Origin of the sequence: Leptolyngbya sp. NK1-12, from assembly GCF_032598965.1 — a bacterium.
In the GTDB taxonomy this organism is placed as follows: Bacteria; Cyanobacteriota; Cyanobacteriia; order Elainellales; family Elainellaceae; genus Elainella.
Genome location: NZ_CP053586.1, coordinates 3,116,351 through 3,133,014, shown reverse-complemented (window position 1 = coordinate 3,133,014; position 16,664 = coordinate 3,116,351). Strand labels below are relative to the sequence as shown.

14 protein-coding genes are annotated in these 16,664 nt (G+C 48.2%); 10 read left to right on the top strand and 4 right to left on the bottom strand.

The annotated features are described in order from the left end of the window. The first annotated feature begins 31 nt into the window (after positions 1–31). Both HJG54_RS13195 and HJG54_RS13190 read left to right on the top strand, forming a co-directional pair. Positions 32–1,765, top strand: a complete 1,734-nt coding sequence (locus tag HJG54_RS13195; RefSeq protein ID WP_316435446.1) for an RluA family pseudouridine synthase — start codon at positions 32–34, stop codon at positions 1,763–1,765. A gap of 90 nt (positions 1,766–1,855) precedes the next feature. Continuing rightward, a complete protein-coding gene (locus HJG54_RS13190) occupies positions 1,856–3,553 on the top strand; it encodes a hypothetical protein (protein WP_316435445.1) in 1,698 nt (565 codons plus the stop codon). A gap of 64 nt (positions 3,554–3,617) precedes the next feature. On the opposite strand, the gene HJG54_RS13185 is transcribed toward HJG54_RS13190, so the two are convergent. Then, complete coding sequence (locus tag HJG54_RS13185; RefSeq protein WP_316435444.1) at positions 3,618–4,505, bottom strand: transposase family protein; 888 nt, start codon at positions 4,503–4,505, stop codon at positions 3,618–3,620. A gap of 301 nt (positions 4,506–4,806) precedes the next feature. On the opposite strand from HJG54_RS13185, the gene HJG54_RS13180 reads away from it, so the two are divergent. Together HJG54_RS13180 and HJG54_RS13175 are read left to right on the top strand one after the other, a co-directional pair. Beyond that, the gene (locus HJG54_RS13180) at positions 4,807–5,052 is read left to right on the top strand and encodes a type II toxin-antitoxin system Phd/YefM family antitoxin (protein WP_316435443.1); all 246 of its coding nucleotides are present in this window, start codon (positions 4,807–4,809) and stop codon (positions 5,050–5,052) included. Further along, positions 5,049–5,447 carry a type II toxin-antitoxin system VapC family toxin gene (locus tag HJG54_RS13175; RefSeq protein WP_316435441.1) on the top strand — a complete coding sequence of 133 codons (399 nt, stop codon included), beginning with the start codon at positions 5,049–5,051 and terminating at the stop codon, positions 5,445–5,447. The genes HJG54_RS13180 and HJG54_RS13175 overlap by 4 nt, the downstream gene beginning before the upstream one ends. Before the next feature lie 7 nt (positions 5,448–5,454). Here HJG54_RS13175 and HJG54_RS13170 read toward each other — a convergent pair whose 3' ends face one another. Both HJG54_RS13170 and HJG54_RS13165 read right to left on the bottom strand, forming a co-directional pair. Next, positions 5,455–5,952 (bottom strand): AAA family ATPase, encoded by a 498-nt coding sequence (locus HJG54_RS13170; RefSeq protein WP_316435439.1) that lies wholly within the window; start codon positions 5,950–5,952, stop codon positions 5,455–5,457. A 265-nt stretch (positions 5,953–6,217) separates the two neighbouring features. Then, the gene (locus HJG54_RS13165) at positions 6,218–6,901 is read right to left on the bottom strand and encodes an HAD family hydrolase (RefSeq protein WP_316435438.1); all 684 of its coding nucleotides are present in this window, start codon (positions 6,899–6,901) and stop codon (positions 6,218–6,220) included. A 341-nt stretch (positions 6,902–7,242) separates the two neighbouring features. Between HJG54_RS13165 and HJG54_RS13160 the strand changes: the two genes are divergently transcribed. The 3 genes from HJG54_RS13160 (at position 7,243) to ltrA (ending at position 10,500) form a co-directional block, all read left to right on the top strand. Next, on the top strand, positions 7,243–7,728 hold the full coding sequence (locus tag HJG54_RS13160) for a helix-turn-helix domain-containing protein (protein ID WP_316435437.1): 486 nt from the start codon (positions 7,243–7,245) through the stop codon (positions 7,726–7,728). Continuing rightward, the gene (locus tag HJG54_RS13155; RefSeq protein WP_316435597.1) at positions 7,689–8,273 is read left to right on the top strand and encodes an IS630 family transposase; all 585 of its coding nucleotides are present in this window, start codon (positions 7,689–7,691) and stop codon (positions 8,271–8,273) included. Before HJG54_RS13160 ends, HJG54_RS13155 begins: the two co-directional genes overlap by 40 nt. A 541-nt stretch (positions 8,274–8,814) precedes the next feature. After that, the gene (ltrA, locus tag HJG54_RS13150) at positions 8,815–10,500 is read left to right on the top strand and encodes a group II intron reverse transcriptase/maturase (RefSeq protein ID WP_316434700.1); all 1,686 of its coding nucleotides are present in this window, start codon (positions 8,815–8,817) and stop codon (positions 10,498–10,500) included. Between the two features lie 121 nt (positions 10,501–10,621). Here the strand turns inward: ltrA and HJG54_RS13145 are convergent, their stop codons facing one another. Then, positions 10,622–12,079, bottom strand: a complete 1,458-nt coding sequence (locus HJG54_RS13145) for a mCpol domain-containing protein (RefSeq protein WP_316435436.1) — start codon at positions 12,077–12,079, stop codon at positions 10,622–10,624. 357 nt (positions 12,080–12,436) lie between these two features. On the opposite strand from HJG54_RS13145, the gene HJG54_RS13140 reads away from it, so the two are divergent. From HJG54_RS13140 to HJG54_RS13130, 3 genes are all read left to right on the top strand, one after another. After that, a complete protein-coding gene (locus HJG54_RS13140; protein ID WP_316435435.1) occupies positions 12,437–13,342 on the top strand; it encodes an integron integrase in 906 nt (301 codons plus the stop codon). A gap of 424 nt (positions 13,343–13,766) precedes the next feature. Beyond that, complete coding sequence (locus HJG54_RS13135; RefSeq protein WP_316435433.1) at positions 13,767–13,967, top strand: hypothetical protein; 201 nt, start codon at positions 13,767–13,769, stop codon at positions 13,965–13,967. A 414-nt stretch (positions 13,968–14,381) separates the two neighbouring features. Next, entirely contained in the window at positions 14,382–16,337 is a 1,956-nt protein-coding gene (locus HJG54_RS13130) for an FAD-dependent oxidoreductase (protein WP_316435431.1), read from the top strand. Positions 16,338–16,664: the final 327 nt, after the last annotated feature.

Sequence of the window (16,664 nt, the reverse complement as noted above, 5' to 3'; positions counted from 1 at the left end):
GTCGCTTGCCTGGATAATTTGATTGAAGATCATGCCTGAACCGGAGCTGGCTTGTCTGCATCCCCTGACAAACTTCTTGACAGATACAGCATGGGGCAGGGAATGGCCCAACTCGACTGACATCGCCCAAGCCATACAGGCTGAGCCAACCTACTATTATGAAGGGGATTGTCCCCGCACGGGTACTCTATTGCGATTGCCCCGCACAACCTTCGCTGAATCAGTTGCCCGCAGGTTGATGCAACGATTAGCCGCTCAGAACCATTGCAGCGAAGGCAAAATGTATGGCGTGCTGCTGGTTGTCGATTCGTTGAATCAGTACTATGTACTACAAGCCTTCTCAGGATTGCTCAACGGGAAAGCGCTAGTATCCGGTTGGGTGCCTCCCATTACTGGACGTGATCAGGTGGCGCTAGTGGAAGCTCAAACTTTAGCAACACTGAATCAGATTAAACAAGAGCTGATCACGCTGCAAGGCATACCTGAACGAAAGCAGTACGATGATTTAGCCCAAGAGTTTGAAGATCAGCGACAACAGCTTAATTTAGTTCATCAACAACGTAAACAGGAACGTCAGCAAAAACGCCAATTTTTCCTAGAAACATTAGTCGGAGATGAATTAGCAATAGCCTTAGAAGCACTCAATGACCAGAGCCGTCGAGATGGCATAGAGCGACGACGCTTCAAGCAGCAGCGAGACAGCAGGCTACAGCCCCTTAAACAGGTAATTGAACAGACAGAGACTCGAATTCGCTATCTGAAACACCGCCGTCGCGCCCTATCTCGCCAGTTGCAGCACCAACTGCACACCGCCTATCGACTCACCAACTTCGCTGGAGAAACACTTGCCTTAGAGGCATTCCAGCAGGGTCTGCCAACTGGAACCGGGGAATGCTGCGCCCCTAAACTGCTGCACTATGCTGCAACCCATCAACTGAAACCACTGGCGATGGCAGAATTTTGGTGGGGACCGGCAAGCCAAGATAAAGTGGCCGGCGAATTTTATCCCGCCTGTGCCGAACGCTGTCAGCCGCTGATGGGCTTTTTGCTATCTGGCCTGTCGCCAGACCCCAATAGTCCACAATTCTCTCAAGCGCTTCCCATTCTGTATCAAGACGAGTGGCTGATTGCCGTGGATAAACCCGCTGGACTCCTATCAGTGCCGGGGCGATACGGCGATCGGCAGGATAGTGTTTGGAGCCGGTTACAACAATCAATACAACAATCAATACAACAATCAATACAACACCAATCAAACGGTGCAGCGATTCAAGCCGTACATCGCCTTGATCAGGAGACCTCTGGAATTTTGCTGTTGGCGCGGGACACCCAAACCCAGCGGCAGCTCAGTCAGCAGTTTCAGCAGCGGCGTGTTCATAAGGTGTATGAAGCGCTGTTGGCCGGGAGGGTAACTACTCAGGCGGGCGTGATTGATCTACCGCTCTGGGGCGATCCAGCCAATCGGCCTCGGCAACAGGTGAACTGGCAGCACGGCAAACCCAGCCAGACGCAGTTTCGAGTTTTGGCTAGCCACGAAAATCTCACCCGCGTTGAGTTTATCCCGATCACCGGACGAACGCATCAATTGCGCGTGCATGCCACTGAAGGTTTGGGGTTTCCCATCTGGGGCGATCGGCTGTATGGCTGCGCATTACCGGCTCACCCATTACCGGCTGATCGATTGCACCTACACGCCAGGGAACTGCACGTCTACCATCCTCAGTCGAGGCAACTCATTCAGCTTTATAGCCCAACACCTTTCTAGAATAGTTTTCTGAATCAATGACGACAGGGGTGAGTGGGAGTAGGATGGATTAGATCCAAAACCATCAACGGCTCAAAGCCCCCAACTGCAATGGATACTCTTCAATCTAGATCAACATTCCGAGCGCTGTTTGAATTTTTAGCAAACACGATTCCCGATTTGATTTTGATTGTTTGCTTATTCCTGGCAGCGTTGAGACTAACGGACAGTATTGCAACCATCACCGATGTGGTGCTGTCGGATGAGAGTTATTATCTGCACAATGGCGTTGAGTTGCTCAAATCCGGCTTTCCCACCGCAGAATGGGCACCCTTTTATGCTATTTGGTATTGGTTGATTGCATGGCTGGAACCAAGCCGAGATTATGTCAATCTATATTATTTCAACCATAAACTTCTGATTAGTTTGACGACAGCTTTCCTGTATATTGCACTCCGATCCTTAAATTGCAATCGTGTCATTGCAGCTATTGTCGCCTTTATGTATCTAATTTCCGGCATTCCGGTCATCTGGCCGAGGCCGAGCCATTTTGCACTGCTGATTGTTTTGATATTGATTGCGATTCAGAAATACCTGGGAGAATTAGATTTCTACTGGGTGTTGGGCATGACGCTGCTGGTGCTCTCGTTCGTGCGACCAGAGTATTTTCTGGCGTTTGTGGTATTTTCTAGTTTGTTTATTTTGCTGACCCTGAGGAAGTTGATCCGATCTGGCCAGCGGCGACCGATTGGGTTACGGCTCCTACTCTATGGCGGATTGGCGCTATTGTTGCTCGCATCACTGGGGATTCCGACCTCTTCCGGCAACCGCAGTTGGTGGGCCTTTGCCTCCCATTATGCCCTGCGCTGGTCTTGGCAGCACCCAACTAATCTTGATCCCTGGAGTGATTACCAGCAGATTACCAATTCTGTATTCGGAGACGTAAACACAATCTCTGCGGCACTCCAAGCCAATCCAGGCGCATTTTTTTACAACACATTTGAGAACATTAAGGGATATTTTGAGAATACAGTATCGATTCTGGCCGGTTCCTTAAAGGATTACAGTCCGGCTCTGCGAGATCTGAATCCAACTGCGAATTCCATATTGCGCCTCCTTCAGTTGGGGCTGCTAATCCTGGCAATAGTACAAATCATCCGTAACCGTCAGGTTTGGATCCGCCAAATCGATTTTAGAACTCTGCGGCGCTTATTGATTCTTCTTTGCTTTGTCGAACTGGCAGTAATTCCTGCTACATTTATTATCTTTCCCAGATATCATTACCTGATTATTCACGCAGTTCTGCTGTGTATTTTACTCGCCTATCTCTACTCCCATACCATGCGAGATTCATGCTGGAATCTGAACTGGCGGCAAGCGGGCCTAGTTGGTTTATTGATTGTGCTGCTGACTCCATCACTGGCCAAAGGTTGGTGTGTTGGCAATGCCTGCCTATTCGCCAGACAGTCACTACCCGCTAGACCCAACCTAGAAACAATTCAGTTGATTCGGTCGCTCAGCCTCGACCCACCAATAAAACTGCTAGCCTTCGACATTGAATACCCGATTTATCTAGGCGATTACTACGAACGAGTTGACCCAACCCGTAAGGCCGTCGGCTTTCTCCAGTTTATTCAGCAAAACCAGGTGAATTTAATTGTGCTAGATCAAGAACTGCAACAGGATATTCGCTTTGCCACCGATCCCGAATGGAACGCCTTTTTGCAAAACTATCCCTCCTTCCCCGCCAAGCGTTTAGCAATCCCCCGCACCGAACGGCATCTGTTTGTTCTGCCTGCGAGCAACTAATTAGACTTGTTGCGGAATAAGGATTGTTAGGGGAAATAATCTTCCCTTGTCACTTCCATTTGAGTTAAGCAGCCATCAAATAGAAGTTCCATAACCCCGTTGCGCTCAACATCGAACGGTCATCAAAATCGGTCACACGATTTCTGTAAATATCGCTCACAATTCTGTATCGTTTCACTCCCGCAAATGCATTCTCGCATCGCACACGCCGTTTACTTTTCTCATGATTCTCCTGTTTCTGCTCTTCACTGAGGTTGCCTCCTCGGGGTTTCTTGTGAGGAATCTCAATATTGTCATACTCCTTCTGTAAACCCAAAAAGCCTAAATCGACTGCAATCGGAATCTCATCAGGAATTCCCTGGACCTCCTCCTCCTCCTCCAGCAACCGCTTATCATGCACTTTTCCCTCTCGTGCCTGAGTCAGCACCAATCCCCGTTTGCCTTCATCCACCGCTGCTAGATGTTTGCGAGTGTGTCGCCGCTTTTTTCCCGAATAATGCTCCTTTTGCCGCTCTTGGTCTTGAGGACGAGCAATCGGTCGCTCCGTCCCATCAATCATCACTTCTTTTACTTCCGGGTAGCGTTCCAAGAACTGCTCAATACTTTCGAGGTTTCGTTCCGGCAACACCATCTTTTGACCCAGGGCTGCTTCGAGTATCGGTTGCAGTCGGTGCATCCAGCGATTAGCTTGGCTACGGTCAAAGTCAAACAGAAATCCTGCCACATCAAAGGTGGGATAGCATTTGAAGTAAAACAGGATGTAGAACAGTTTCTCTGACATACTCGACAATCGAGCTTTGTCCGCTTGACCTCCACCAGGGGCAGGTTGTCGCACCTGCGCTTGCCATGCATCATTAAAGACAGGCAATAACTCATCAAAGGCTTTCCGATTTAGACCGGTCGGAGCGCGCAGCAGACGGTCGTTACTCAACGCACGATGGAGGTCGATCATGCAAGCTCAAACTCGATGAAGTCCTTTCGATTATCCCTTATTCCGCAACAAGTCTATTATCTGGCGTTGCTGGCAGGACAGGAAACCCTACGATGAGGCAAAATACTTGCTGGCGCTCAAAAAGAAGAGGTCACCATTGGTTGCACAATTAGCCCTCTAGACAGTTTCTTGACTGCTGTCAGCCTCAGGGCTTATGTTATGCCGCGCCGCCTTATTCGCCTGTGAGCAGTACTCAACTGACACTTGCATTACAAAGCTCGATTGAAGTAAACTAAGTTTATAGACTTAGTTTTATGGGAGTATGGAAACTGTAAATATCCATCAAGCTAAAACCAATCTCTCACGCCTGTTGTCCCGGGTAGAACTTGGGGAAGAGATTGTTATTTCAAATCGAGGTATCCCAATTGCAAAGTTGGTTCCCTTTTATGCTTCATCCAATCGACGAGCTAGTTTAGGGATGGATCGAGGGCGGTTTATCATGCCAAATGACTTTGATGCTCCTCTACCAGAAGAGATCTTGGCTGCATTTGAGGGTGATGAAGTGTGAAGCTCTTGTTGGATACCCAAAGCTGGTTATGGTGGTTTGCCCAGCCAGAGCGGTTGAGCGAGGAGGCAATTGCAAGCATTGCCGATGAAACAAACGAATTATGGTTCTCGGTCGCTAGTGTATGGGAAATTGGTATCAAAGTTGCGCTCGGAAGGTTGCCATTGCCAGAACCACCAGATCGCTACATTGCTAGCCGAATGAGACAGTTAGGTGTGAGATCCCTAGAAATCACAGCAACTCATGCTCTCCAAGCGACTGCGCTACCTTTACATCATCGAGATCCCTTTGACAGAATGTTGATTGCACAGGCTCAAATCGAGGAGATGACACTTGTAAGCGCCGACTCAATGTTCAGTCAGTATGACGTTTCTATTCTTTGGACAGCCGGTCTATAAGAACCTCCTACCACTCTAACCAAATCTCAATCGGATTCTCAGAGCTATCTGGCGATTCAAATTTCGTGATAATCATGTTGAGTAACCAGTTGGGAATGTAATATTCCCCATCCCTTAAATTAGCATTACGTTGTTGAATACGTTCAGTAATCACTTCTAAATCTGCTTGCAGATGATACAATTGAACCTTGGCTCCAGCTTGAATAGCTACTTGTCGTAGACTGTTGCGTTCAGATTTTGTATGAGCGGGAAAATCCATGACAACGCTACATCCCCGACAAAGTAAGTCATGCACAATAGGGAAAAAAACATTGTTCACTCGCTGAACATACTTACGGTGAGTGTCAAAATTATCCTCCTCAGGAAAAAGTCCTAAAACAAGCCTGTCAAGAGAAAACACAACGGCTCCTTGTTCTTTTGCCAACCTACTTGCAAATGTAGTTTTTCCTGAACAAGGTAATCCACAAAGGAGATACAAATAGGCTTGCTCTTGGTTGTTCGACATTGTTCACTATGCAAACTCAGTTCATTATTTTTGTTGCTTGGACATAACAATTACGATTGCACAACGCTGCGAATTGCCATATTAACAATCTAGAAGCACTTCCCAAAAACTCCCGCAAAAACTTAATACTGAACACTAACAGATAATTTTCAAATGCTGTTCCCGTACCCGATCGCCTTGCGGCATAACGACCCCGTTCACCCGCCGCGAACAACCGCTTGGACTTGACACAGAGACTTGGTGCGGTCGGCGTGCAACGGGAGTGTTATGCCGCCGATGTCAACGCTGCAAAGAAGTTTTCGGTATTGTTATAGTCTGGAAAGATGTAAGTTGCTCCCTCATTACGCAATATTTCGGCTTCATCACCAGAGGCAATTCCAATGAACGCATACCCCGACTTTCTAGCTGAACGAATATCCCAAACCCCATCACCGACATAGACAATACTGGAAAATGAACACCCGTATTGTTGCTCGGCTCTACTTAGCGCGATCGCAGTAATTCCCTCACGGGATTCGTCGTCATCAGAAAAAGCATACGGAATATTTTGAATCGGGAGATTAGCAGACTGAAGTTTGAAAATGGCTGAGGCTGTCCAAGCCCCACCTGCATAAGCCACGCGATAGTTAGAAGATGTAAGTAGTTTAGATAGGATACTAGATGCTCCTAGTACAGGCTGAATCCTTCCGATGTTTGCTGCCCCCTCTGCTAACAATTCAAGCAATCGCTTTTGGAATCTTGTAACTTCATCTCTAGAAGGAATCCGACCAAGTTTATGCTGACAGATTTCCTTCAAAATACAGGCATCAGTAACATGGCTGTAAGATGTCCAATCGTCTGAGACTTCCGAAAAATCGAATATCTCGAATAATGCTTTTAGAAATGCTGCATTATCCAAGTCATTCGACTGGGTAAGAGTGCCATCAATGTCGAACATCACCAATTGCATACTGCTCTTGCAAGACCTTGCAACCAACTCTACCTTGACCTCATATCCTCGCCCAGAATCTCAAACTAAACTTAACCTCAAACTACGACAGACTAGTTCTCAACTACCGCCACAACCGATAAATTAGGCGGCATAACAACCCGGTTGGAGCGGACAGTTGAGAGTTTTCTCGTTTGTTATTCAAGTCGCTCTGCTGCCGCTCCAACCGGGTTGGTGTGCGATTCGTTCATCCTAAATGGGTAGAGATACTCAGGGACGGATGGCGAGGATATAGGCATCCTAAATAGGATGTGAACAAATGGTAGGCTGAGGACGTGCCCCAAACTTTACCCCCTCAGCCGATGGAAACGCTCGAACAGTTCATTCAAAGTAACCCACCTCCGTTGGAACTCAAGCGTGCACTCGCTGTGCAGATGAGTCAAGGCGGTCACAGCTATCGGGAGATCCGTGACATTCTGCAAGTGTCGGTTGGCTTCATCACAGCTAGCCATCAACGCTACGAATGCTCAGGTGTGGAGGGACTGCGCTCCAACTATTGGGGCACCCAAGGCTATCTCGATTGTGAGCAGAAGCAAGCGTTGTTTCGGTGGCTCGACGGGCAGGATGCTTGGACACTCCAGGAGGTAATTGACCACATTGAGGATGAGTATGGGGTGGTCTACCAATCACTCCAGAGCTACTATGCCCTGCTCAGAGACGCTGGCTTCAGTTGGAAGAAGGCACAACCGGTTCACCCTGACAAGGTTGATACTCTGGTTCAGGAAAAAAAAGAGAACTTGAAGCGCTACTGGCAACGCATCAATCTGAGATCGCCGATGGACAATTAAGAGTTTTATTTCTCGACGAATGCCACCTGTTGTGGGGCGATATCAGTGGCTATGGGTGGAGCCGCCGCAAGCAACGGGTGGATGTGGAAGTCAAGTCTACCAAGCAACGACAGACCTACTATGGGGCATTGGATTATCTCACCAAGCAGTTTGTTGTCAAAGAGTACAGCGCAGGCAACGAAGAGAATACGGTTGCCTTCCTACAGTATCTCCAGTCTTTGTATGTTGAGAACACGCGCCTGGTGATTGTCTGGGATGGGGTGAGCTACCACCGCTCAAAGGTGGTGCAGGAATTTCTGGAGCAGACCAATGGAGGCTTACCGACTGAGGCGTGGAAGATTACCTGTATTCGCTTAGCCCCTAATGCACCTGAGCAGAATCCAGTTGAGGATGTTTGGTTACAAGCGAAGCAGTTTATTCGCAAGTATGCACGAATGTGTAGAAGATTTGGGTCGGTCAAGTTTCTGTTTCAATTGGTCACGCATTGTCAAACCTTTGCTTTCGCCAAGGCGTTTATGTACGGCTACTGTTCATCTCCTATCTAGGATGGCTGTAGAACCTCGACAACTGAATCACCGTGAGGGTGAAAGTCCCTCTCTACAGGTGCAAGTAGTAACAGCATCACCCCTACGGTAGCGACTGGTCATCAATCCGTAAAGCGGGGAGAAAAGGCGATAAACTGGAAGCCTCATCTGGTAGCCGCCGAGCATGAATCTATGGATAGCGCAAGCGAAGCTATGTCTGAACTGTCGTGAGTTGAACCCAGCCAAATCAGGCTGACAGGCTGGAGCCAAAAGGCAAAGGATATGGGGCGGGCGTTTACGGTTGCGACCCGTATGCACTCCCACTAAACCCGGCAGAAAGTAGCGTTCTAAGGATTCGATTACGGTGATTTGGAACGAAGTAACCGCTCATTGGCTCTTTAAGCAGGTCGATGCTCAAAGTAGGTGCCAACCGCAAGCCATGAGATGGAGAGATGGTCTAAGAAGCCAATGTCCAGAGTAATATCTGGGATATGCAGACGTAGACCCGATAGTTTGGAATGAATAGGTACAACTAGCAGTTGATAAGTCTAAAGCACAGTTGATGAAACTGATGATGGAATGGAGATTTATCCCCTGGCGAAAGCTGGAGCGACGAGTCTTTAAGCTGCAAACGCGCATATTCAAAGCCTCACGTCGTGGTGATATGAAAGCAGTTCGGCGACTTCAGAAGACACTGATGCGGTCATGGTCAGGCAAGTGTCTGGCAGTGAGGCGGGTGAGTCAAGATAATCAGGGCAAGCAAACGGCAGGGGTAGATGGCATCAAATCCCTCACGCCTGATCAACGGCTAGCGCTGGTGAATCAACTGAGGCTTTCCAGGCGGGCAAAACCAACACGCCGGGTTTGGATTGCCAAACCGGGAGGTGAAGGAGAAAAACGCCCACTTGGAATTCCGACCATTGCCGACCGCGCCCTACAAGCCCTGGTGAAATTGGCGCTGGAACCGGAATGGGAGGCTCGATTCGAGCCAAACTCCTACGGGTTCCGCCCCGGACGCGGATGCCATGATGCGATTGAAGCCATTTACAATGGGATTTTCCTGAAAGCCAAATATGTGCTGGATGCGGACATTTCCCAATGCTTCGACCGCATCAATCAAGAAGCTCTGTTAGCCAAGATCAACACGTTCCCGACATTACATCGCCAGCTTAAGGCATGGCTGAAGTCAGGTGTGATGGATCAAGGACAGTGGTTTGCGACATCTGCCGGAACACCCCAAGGCGGAGTAGTTTCTCCGCTATTGGCAAACATTGCCTTACATGGCATGGAAGAACGAATCAAGCAGGCATTCCCCCGATGGGACAGCCAGCGAGGGGGGCATTGTCAAGTGCCTCATCTGATTCGTTACGCCGATGACCTGGTGGTGCTTCATGCAGACCTGACTATTGTGCAACAATGCCAACAGATGCTCTCGGAATGGCTCACGCAGATGGGGTTAACGCTGCACCCCAGCAAAACTCGAATCACTCATACCCTCCACCCGCATGAAGGGAATCTTGGATTCGACTTCCTCGGCTTCACCGTGCGACAATTTCCGGCAGGAAAATATCGCACGGCTCATGATGCCTATGGAACACCCTTGGGGTTCAAGACCTTGATCCAACCCAGCGCAACGAGCATCAAACGACACCAAGGGAAATTGAAACAGATCATCGAGCGGCATCAAGCGGCAACCCAGTCGCAATTGATTGCTGCGCTCAATCCGGTGATTATCGGATGGTCAAATTATTTCTCCACAGTGGTCAGCTCTCAAGCCTACCAACGGTTGGATCATTGGCTGTATCTTCAGTTAAAAGACTGGGCAACGCATCGTCATCCTCGTAAAAGCCAGCGTTGGATTGCCAACAAATACTGGCACATTGACCGAGGAGAAGGATGGACGTTTGCAACGGTTTCCCCAGATGGCATTCAACGCTTAGCAGTACACAATCACACCGCGATAAAGCGGCATATCAAAGTCCAAAGTACTCGCTCTCCGTTTGATGCCGATTGGCTCTACTGGAGTATCCGCATGGGGCGACATCCTCAAGTCAATGGGCGGGTAGCTTTGCTACTCAAGCGACAAAAAGGAAGCTGTCCACTCTGCCGACTGTTTTTCAAAGATAGAGATTTACTGGAAATCGACCACATCATCCCTCGCTTAAAAGGCGGTAAAGATGAATTGAACAACTTCCAACTTCTCCATCGTCATTGCCATGATGTCAAATCTGCCAACGATGGCAGATGAGGTGTAGATGACAACTACCAAGCTATTGAGGAGCCGGATGAATTGAAACAGTTCATGTCCGGTTTTGAAGACCAGCGAGGCTGTCGCCAGCCTCGTTGAGTTTAATTATGCGGCGACAAACTCAGCAAAGCTCAATTCCAACAATAGCATTTTTACCTGGCTGAGTCTTCGCGAGTTTTAATGCTAAATATACTTCTTGAAATGATCTCCCATAACCAATTGAACACGTTAACCCAGGCGTTAATTGTGAGTACATAGCTTGCATTTCCAAAAGTGTATCTTCTTGAAGATTTCCCTTGAACAGAAGGTCGTCGCCTGCCTCAAATACGATCGCATTTTTGCCAAGTTTATCAGAAACAAATTTAGAGATTTTTGAAATTGCATTCGCTACATCTTTGCTTAATTTCCGAAAGCTGGATTCATCGCTACAGGCAAGAAAAAGTTCTTCCAATATCTTTCCTGTATCATCTCCATCCAATCCATAATACAAAGCGTCTTCTGGTGCTATATCAGCATACGTTAATTTTTTCATATGCTTCGGCTCTCTAGAAAGCTCACCACTTGATAGCAAAGGATGCACGATGTCTGTATAAAATTCAATAAAGGGAAACGCCATTTTGACGGAAAGTTCCGCCTTAAACTTCTCCAAGTCAGTTAAAAGCTTACCTTTATGTGTGGAACTATTTCTCAAGTACAGAATGAAATCATTGAACTTGCTAAAAAACTCTACATCAAAATCAGATGGTGCGTCTTTTTCAATTTTGGCTTGAATGATTTTCAGCTTTTGCCCAAAAGTTTTACGATCTACTCCATCAGGAGTATCAGTGAGGACAAATTTGCTCACTAGAAGGCGAATTAGATCCTCCACACTAGCCGAAATTGATGAAGCTGCTATTCGATAAATAGCGTTATCTTTACTTTGATCGCCTTGTAACTTTAATTGAATAGAATGACCCAAGTTATCCTTGAAAAACTCTCTATCAGAGGAACTTGGATCTATGGCTACATATCTATTAGTATGTGATTCTATAATCTTCCTGTAGCGTACCATTTCTGACAGATTTAGATACGCGATGCTATCCAGCCTAGTACTATCAGGGACTGGAGAATAGCAGGATAGCAAAATATCAGTTGGAAGAAAGCCTCTCTCTTCGGTTAGTTCAAACAACTTAGAGACATCGATCGTATATTGATTTCTTACGTCAAGAATGTATGAAGCTATTGAGAGTAGATTTTTCTGTAATGAAGTTCCATTTGTAATGTCAACAATAAGGCTTGATCCATTTGGAATACCTTTCAAAATAAACTCAATATAATCAACAAATCTTTTAATCGAGCCATCTTCTGATGTAATCTCAATGATTTTATCGACAAACAATTCTCGGCTTACACCATTTTCCTCCGTATGACTTACCCAATCTTCATTACTCTTTAGCTTGGCATAGGAGTCTCTTGAATGTACAACAAATATATTAGTTAGGCCCTGCCCAAATATTTCCTCAGCCTTGGCATTGGCTGCGATTACAGAGTTTGCAAATGTAAACTGATTGATGTTGCCGAGAACGAGCAGAGTTGTCATGTCTCTTTGATCACTTATGAATTGCTTGGTAACAACATAACTCAACTACACAAACAATGCAGAAGGTTTTTAAGCTTACCGCTTCAAGGCAACTCCAAACTAGCATTGTCTCCACCAGGAACTCAGCCGTATAACTATATATTAGAGAGAATTTTTCAGCCGATCCACCCAGTTTTGGGTGGATCGGCTGAAAAATTCTGCTGATCACTCCAAATTAGGTGGATCGACGGAGCTTTTCCGCATAATAGGCTTTTTAAGGTGGATCGGCTGAATTTTTCCGTATATCTTCATATGCAGTACTGATGAACTGGCGTGTATTATTTCTTACACATCATGCCTTCCCCGCTACCTACCCTTATGCAGCAACCTCCAAAGAAGCTGTTGGATCAAGTACGAGATGCTACCCGGCTGAAACACTATTCGTACCGGACTGAAGAAACTTATGTGCAATGGATTCGCCGCTACATTCTGTTCCACCAAAAGCGACATCCCAAAGACATGGGAAGTGCTGAAATTGAAGCCTTCCTGACTCATCTTGCCGTGCAAGAACAGGTGGCAGCTTCAACTCAAAACCAGGCACTGAACGCACTGCTGTTTCTGTACCGAGAAGTACTCAAGTTGGAAGTCGCTCAGGTCAATGCCATACGAGCAAAGCCCTCCCGCTATTTACCAACTGTACTTACCAAGGAAGAGGCATTGAGCGTTATCCAAAATATCGATGGCATCCCTCAGCTCGTTGTTAAGCTGCTTTACGGGTGCGGGTTGAGGTTGACTGAGGGATTGCGGGTGCGGGTTAAAGACATCGACTTCTCACAGCAGCAGATTATTGTTAGAGACGGAAAGGGCAGTAAAAGTCGTGTCACAATGTTGCCCTCAAGCGTAACAGATGAACTGCATGACCATTTGGTGGGAGTGAGGCGACGATATCAACTGGATTTAGGACGAGGATTTGGGGCAGTTCATCTTCCATTTGCGCTGGAGCGAAAGTACCCGAATGCGAATCGAGAGTGGATATGGCAATTTGTGTTTCCTTCCAGTCAGATTGCTAAAGACCCCCGTAGTGACTTGATGTGTCGCCACCATCTGCATGAGAGTAGTGTCCAAAAAGCTGTGAAGCAAGCAGTTCGAGCGGCAAAAATATCCAAGCGAGTTAGTTGCCACACCTTCCGTCACAGTTTTGCGACGCACCTGCTCGAAGATGGCTATGACATCCGCACGGTGCAGGAATTGCTGGGGCACAGAGCATGTAATTTTGAGTTTTGAGTTTTGAGTTTTGAGTTTTGAGTTTTGAGTTTTGAGTTTTGAGTTGGTAGATGGCAGCGGTGCAGCAGTGGGTTGAGCTGAGCGAGTGGTTTTACTGCAAGCAACGTTCATGCATTGTGAACAATTACGGCCACACACTTGTGTTTTACTACGCTTTAGTTTATGCTTTGCGATACTAGTTTTTCTCGGACCCGAAGAGGGCTAGTGGGCCGCTCAAGGCAGGCGATTCGGGCGCTGATCCAAGGTGCTACCAACACGCAAGGATCAGCTCACCTGACTCTCTGGTACTAGCAGAGAGCAAGGCTGTGTTGATTGTACTGTGCAGCGGTACCGTCTAGGCAGCCTCGTTTGATGCGTCCTGTAGTCAGGCATGGTGCCTTGAGCGATTTCTTGACCGAAATCAAACAAACGAGGCTACATTACAATGACTACCGAGTTTAACGAAGAGCTGAATATCTTCGATGATGAGAAATCGCAAATCTGGATTATCGGCACTCGAGATCAAGTGCTGCATCAGATCAACGAGTTCTACGTCAAGCGGATTGCCACCGACCGAGTCCGGTTTACACCAATCATTCCGGCTCCCTTCGCCAAAGGCAAATTCATGGCCGTGCTAGAGCGATAGGAGACCGCTGGCAGACCGTTAACAAGCAAAAGAGGAGCAGAAAAGGGCTATTCCCTCTGCTCCTTCTATCTAAACAGAATCTAACAATTTCCATTCAGCCGGCTGACTAACAGGGTCGGCTGTTAACTGCTTTGCAACAGCAAGCTATGGTCATTGGTAGTTGCGTGACTCCCCACTCCCCACTCCCCTCGTTCGGCGAGGCTCACGAGCCGCATCTCCCCACTCCCCACCCAATAGCAGAAACTCCCAATTTTCATTTACTGGTAAAAATTTATATAAGCCCACCGCAAATTTCGTTCAAAATTCACAAATTACGATATATATCGTAATAGCCCCTAAATATAGCGGTGAGTCTGCGAACACAAGTTCGGTAGACGCTATTCCTTGTCCTTTCACTGGATTCAGTTTCCTGCTGTGAGCCAACCTTCATCCGAGCGTCAGTCTATTCAGTTAGCCATTCTCAGCCTCCTCTTACCTGTCAGCGCCACTGGTCTTTTGGGAGCCTTGCAGTACTACTCCTGGGGTGGTGCCGTGACGCCCATGTCGGCCACCCTGTTGAGCGAGGGTGCAAAGACGCTAGATATGCAGGCTATTGACAGCCTGGTAAACCGGATGAGCGGCAGACCCCAGCTTTCGCCTTTACCTCAACCCAAGGAAGATTGGCAGTGCGAAGTAGTGGTGGTCGGAGGTACCCTGGGCGGTATTTCGGCGGCTTCGCAAGCGATGCAGGCTGGAGCGCAAACTTGTCTGATTGAACTCGCTCCTTGGTTGGGGGGGCAGATCAGCTCCCAAGGCGTGTCCGCGATTGATGAATCTGCAGCGATGCAGGCAGCACAAAACTTCGGCCAGAGTTGGAAAGACTTTAAACAACTAATTCGAGATCAGAAGGTCACCCTACCCGCTTGGACCGGCATTCAGAGTTCGCAATCGGTAAGTAGCCTGAATAGCTGCTGGGTGGGTGCGCTCTGTTTTTTGCCAGAAGCGGGTGCAACCGCATCAGAGCAGCTTCTAGAAATGTCTGCCCAGCATTCCCCCAACAGCCGATGGCAGGCTTCTACGGCCTTTAAGGGAGCCGAATTTGACCCAACTGGACGGCAGATCACCGCTGTTTATGCCGTGCAGCGCATTCCCCGGCAAGCCGACTATGTGCCCCTGGGGCGACCTTCCCAGGAGTTTCCGAGCTGGTATTCCTGGTCTAGCGATGATCAGTTCGAGAAAGTGCCGATTCGACTGCAAGCGCCGCCGGGCAAATCCATGCTAGTGATTGATGCCACCGATACCGGCGAGTTGATTGGTTGGGCTGGGATTCCCTACCGGCTTGGTTCCGAAGCGCGCACCACCACCAGCGAATCATTTGCCTCCAAACAAGATAATCCAGACTGTACGCAGGCTTTCACCTACCCATTTGCGATGGCCATTCTGGATGACCAGGGCAGCAGCTTGGCCGACTTAAAACAACTCCAGCCAGACTACTCCCGCGCTGAGCATCGCCAGGATTACGACCTGCAAGGATTCCCGATGTTTAAGGGCGCTAGTGTTTTCAATTACCGTCGCATTGTTAGCACTAAATCTAGCGATCCCCGCGAAGATACTCCAGCCTTTGGCGACATTACTATGATTAACTGGAATCGCGGCAACGACTGGACGATAATGAACCCGCCTCTGGTTCTGAACGAAAAGCAAATCACTGCCTCTGGTCAGCATGCTAACTGGATGGGTGGCTTGTCTCTGAGTGCGCTCCGCCATGCCGAAGAACATGCTCTGCTGTTTGCTGAATGGCTAATGGAAACGCAATCCAGCCCGCAGTTGCCCCTAGCTTACCTATCGGGCGACCACATGCCCATGGCGACCACCTCTGGTCTGAGCATGATGCCCTACATTCGGGAGGGGCGGCGAATCATCGGACGTACTGCCTACGGACAGCACGAGTTCATGATGCGGGAAGCCGATTTGCGGCGTGATATGCGGGGCAGTCGTGACTTTACCCCTACCGTTGTCGCCTTAACCCACTACAGCATCGACATGCATGGTTGCCGCTACCGCAACTGGGAAGAATCTTGGGAAGCCAGCAGTGCGCCAGTACGAGATGAAAGTTTGATTAAACCGATCTACATTCCGCTGGAAGCGTTGATTCCTCAAGGGGTGGACAATTTGCTAATTGGCGGTAAAAGTATTGCAGCTAGCCATATCGTCAATGGCTCTACTCGTGTCCACTATGGCGAATGGGTGATTGGCGGAGCAGCCGGAGCAACAGCAGGCTGGCTTGTGGCGCAGCAACCCGGACGTTTGCCGGTAGATATTAGCCAACAGCAACTGGTTCCCCAGCTCCAAAACCACCTGCGCCGACAGGGGCTGCGTTTGGAATGGTAGTTTTTGCGGAACCTTGGACAGGAATTTTCAGTCGTATCAGTCATATGTGCAAGCTGGATTCCTGTTTAATCGTCTTTAATTGTCCATAGAAAAGGGCTGCTGATTCTATATCAGTCAGTATCGGCCAGTAAACAGTATCGGCCAGTAAACAGTATCGGCCAGTAAATTGCCGAGTCGAACTACAGCCTTTTTCAGGTTAGTGAAGTACGAAAAACGGGGTGTAGGGGCACTGCCCCTGCGTGGGGGCGAAGCCCCCATACCCCCTGTACCTCACATGAGTGAAAAACGCTGTAAGTCAAACGAAAAGCAAAAACGACTTTAATTGGC

Bases quoted from the DNA above. Each gene is read 5' to 3' on its own strand.
- HJG54_RS13135 (WP_316435433.1), top strand. From the start codon at position 13,767: ATGACTACCGAGTTTAACGAAGAGCTGAATATCTTCGATGATGAGAAA.
- HJG54_RS13180 (WP_316435443.1), top strand. From the start codon at position 4,807: ATGGAAACTGTAAATATCCATCAAGCTAAAACCAATCTCTCACGCCTG.
- HJG54_RS13190 (WP_316435445.1), top strand. From the start codon at position 1,856: ATGGATACTCTTCAATCTAGATCAACATTCCGAGCGCTGTTTGAATTT.
- HJG54_RS13145 (WP_316435436.1), bottom strand. From the start codon at position 12,079: ATGACAACTCTGCTCGTTCTCGGCAACATCAATCAGTTTACATTTGCA.
- HJG54_RS13185 (WP_316435444.1), bottom strand. From the start codon at position 4,505: ATGATCGACCTCCATCGTGCGTTGAGTAACGACCGTCTGCTGCGCGCT.
- HJG54_RS13160 (WP_316435437.1), top strand. From the start codon at position 7,243: ATGGAAACGCTCGAACAGTTCATTCAAAGTAACCCACCTCCGTTGGAA.
- HJG54_RS13170 (WP_316435439.1), bottom strand. From the start codon at position 5,952: ATGTCGAACAACCAAGAGCAAGCCTATTTGTATCTCCTTTGTGGATTA.
- HJG54_RS13195 (WP_316435446.1), top strand. From the start codon at position 32: ATGCCTGAACCGGAGCTGGCTTGTCTGCATCCCCTGACAAACTTCTTG.
- HJG54_RS13165 (WP_316435438.1), bottom strand. From the start codon at position 6,901: ATGCAATTGGTGATGTTCGACATTGATGGCACTCTTACCCAGTCGAAT.
- HJG54_RS13140 (WP_316435435.1), top strand. From the start codon at position 12,437: ATGCAGCAACCTCCAAAGAAGCTGTTGGATCAAGTACGAGATGCTACC.
- ltrA (WP_316434700.1), top strand. From the start codon at position 8,815: ATGAAACTGATGATGGAATGGAGATTTATCCCCTGGCGAAAGCTGGAG.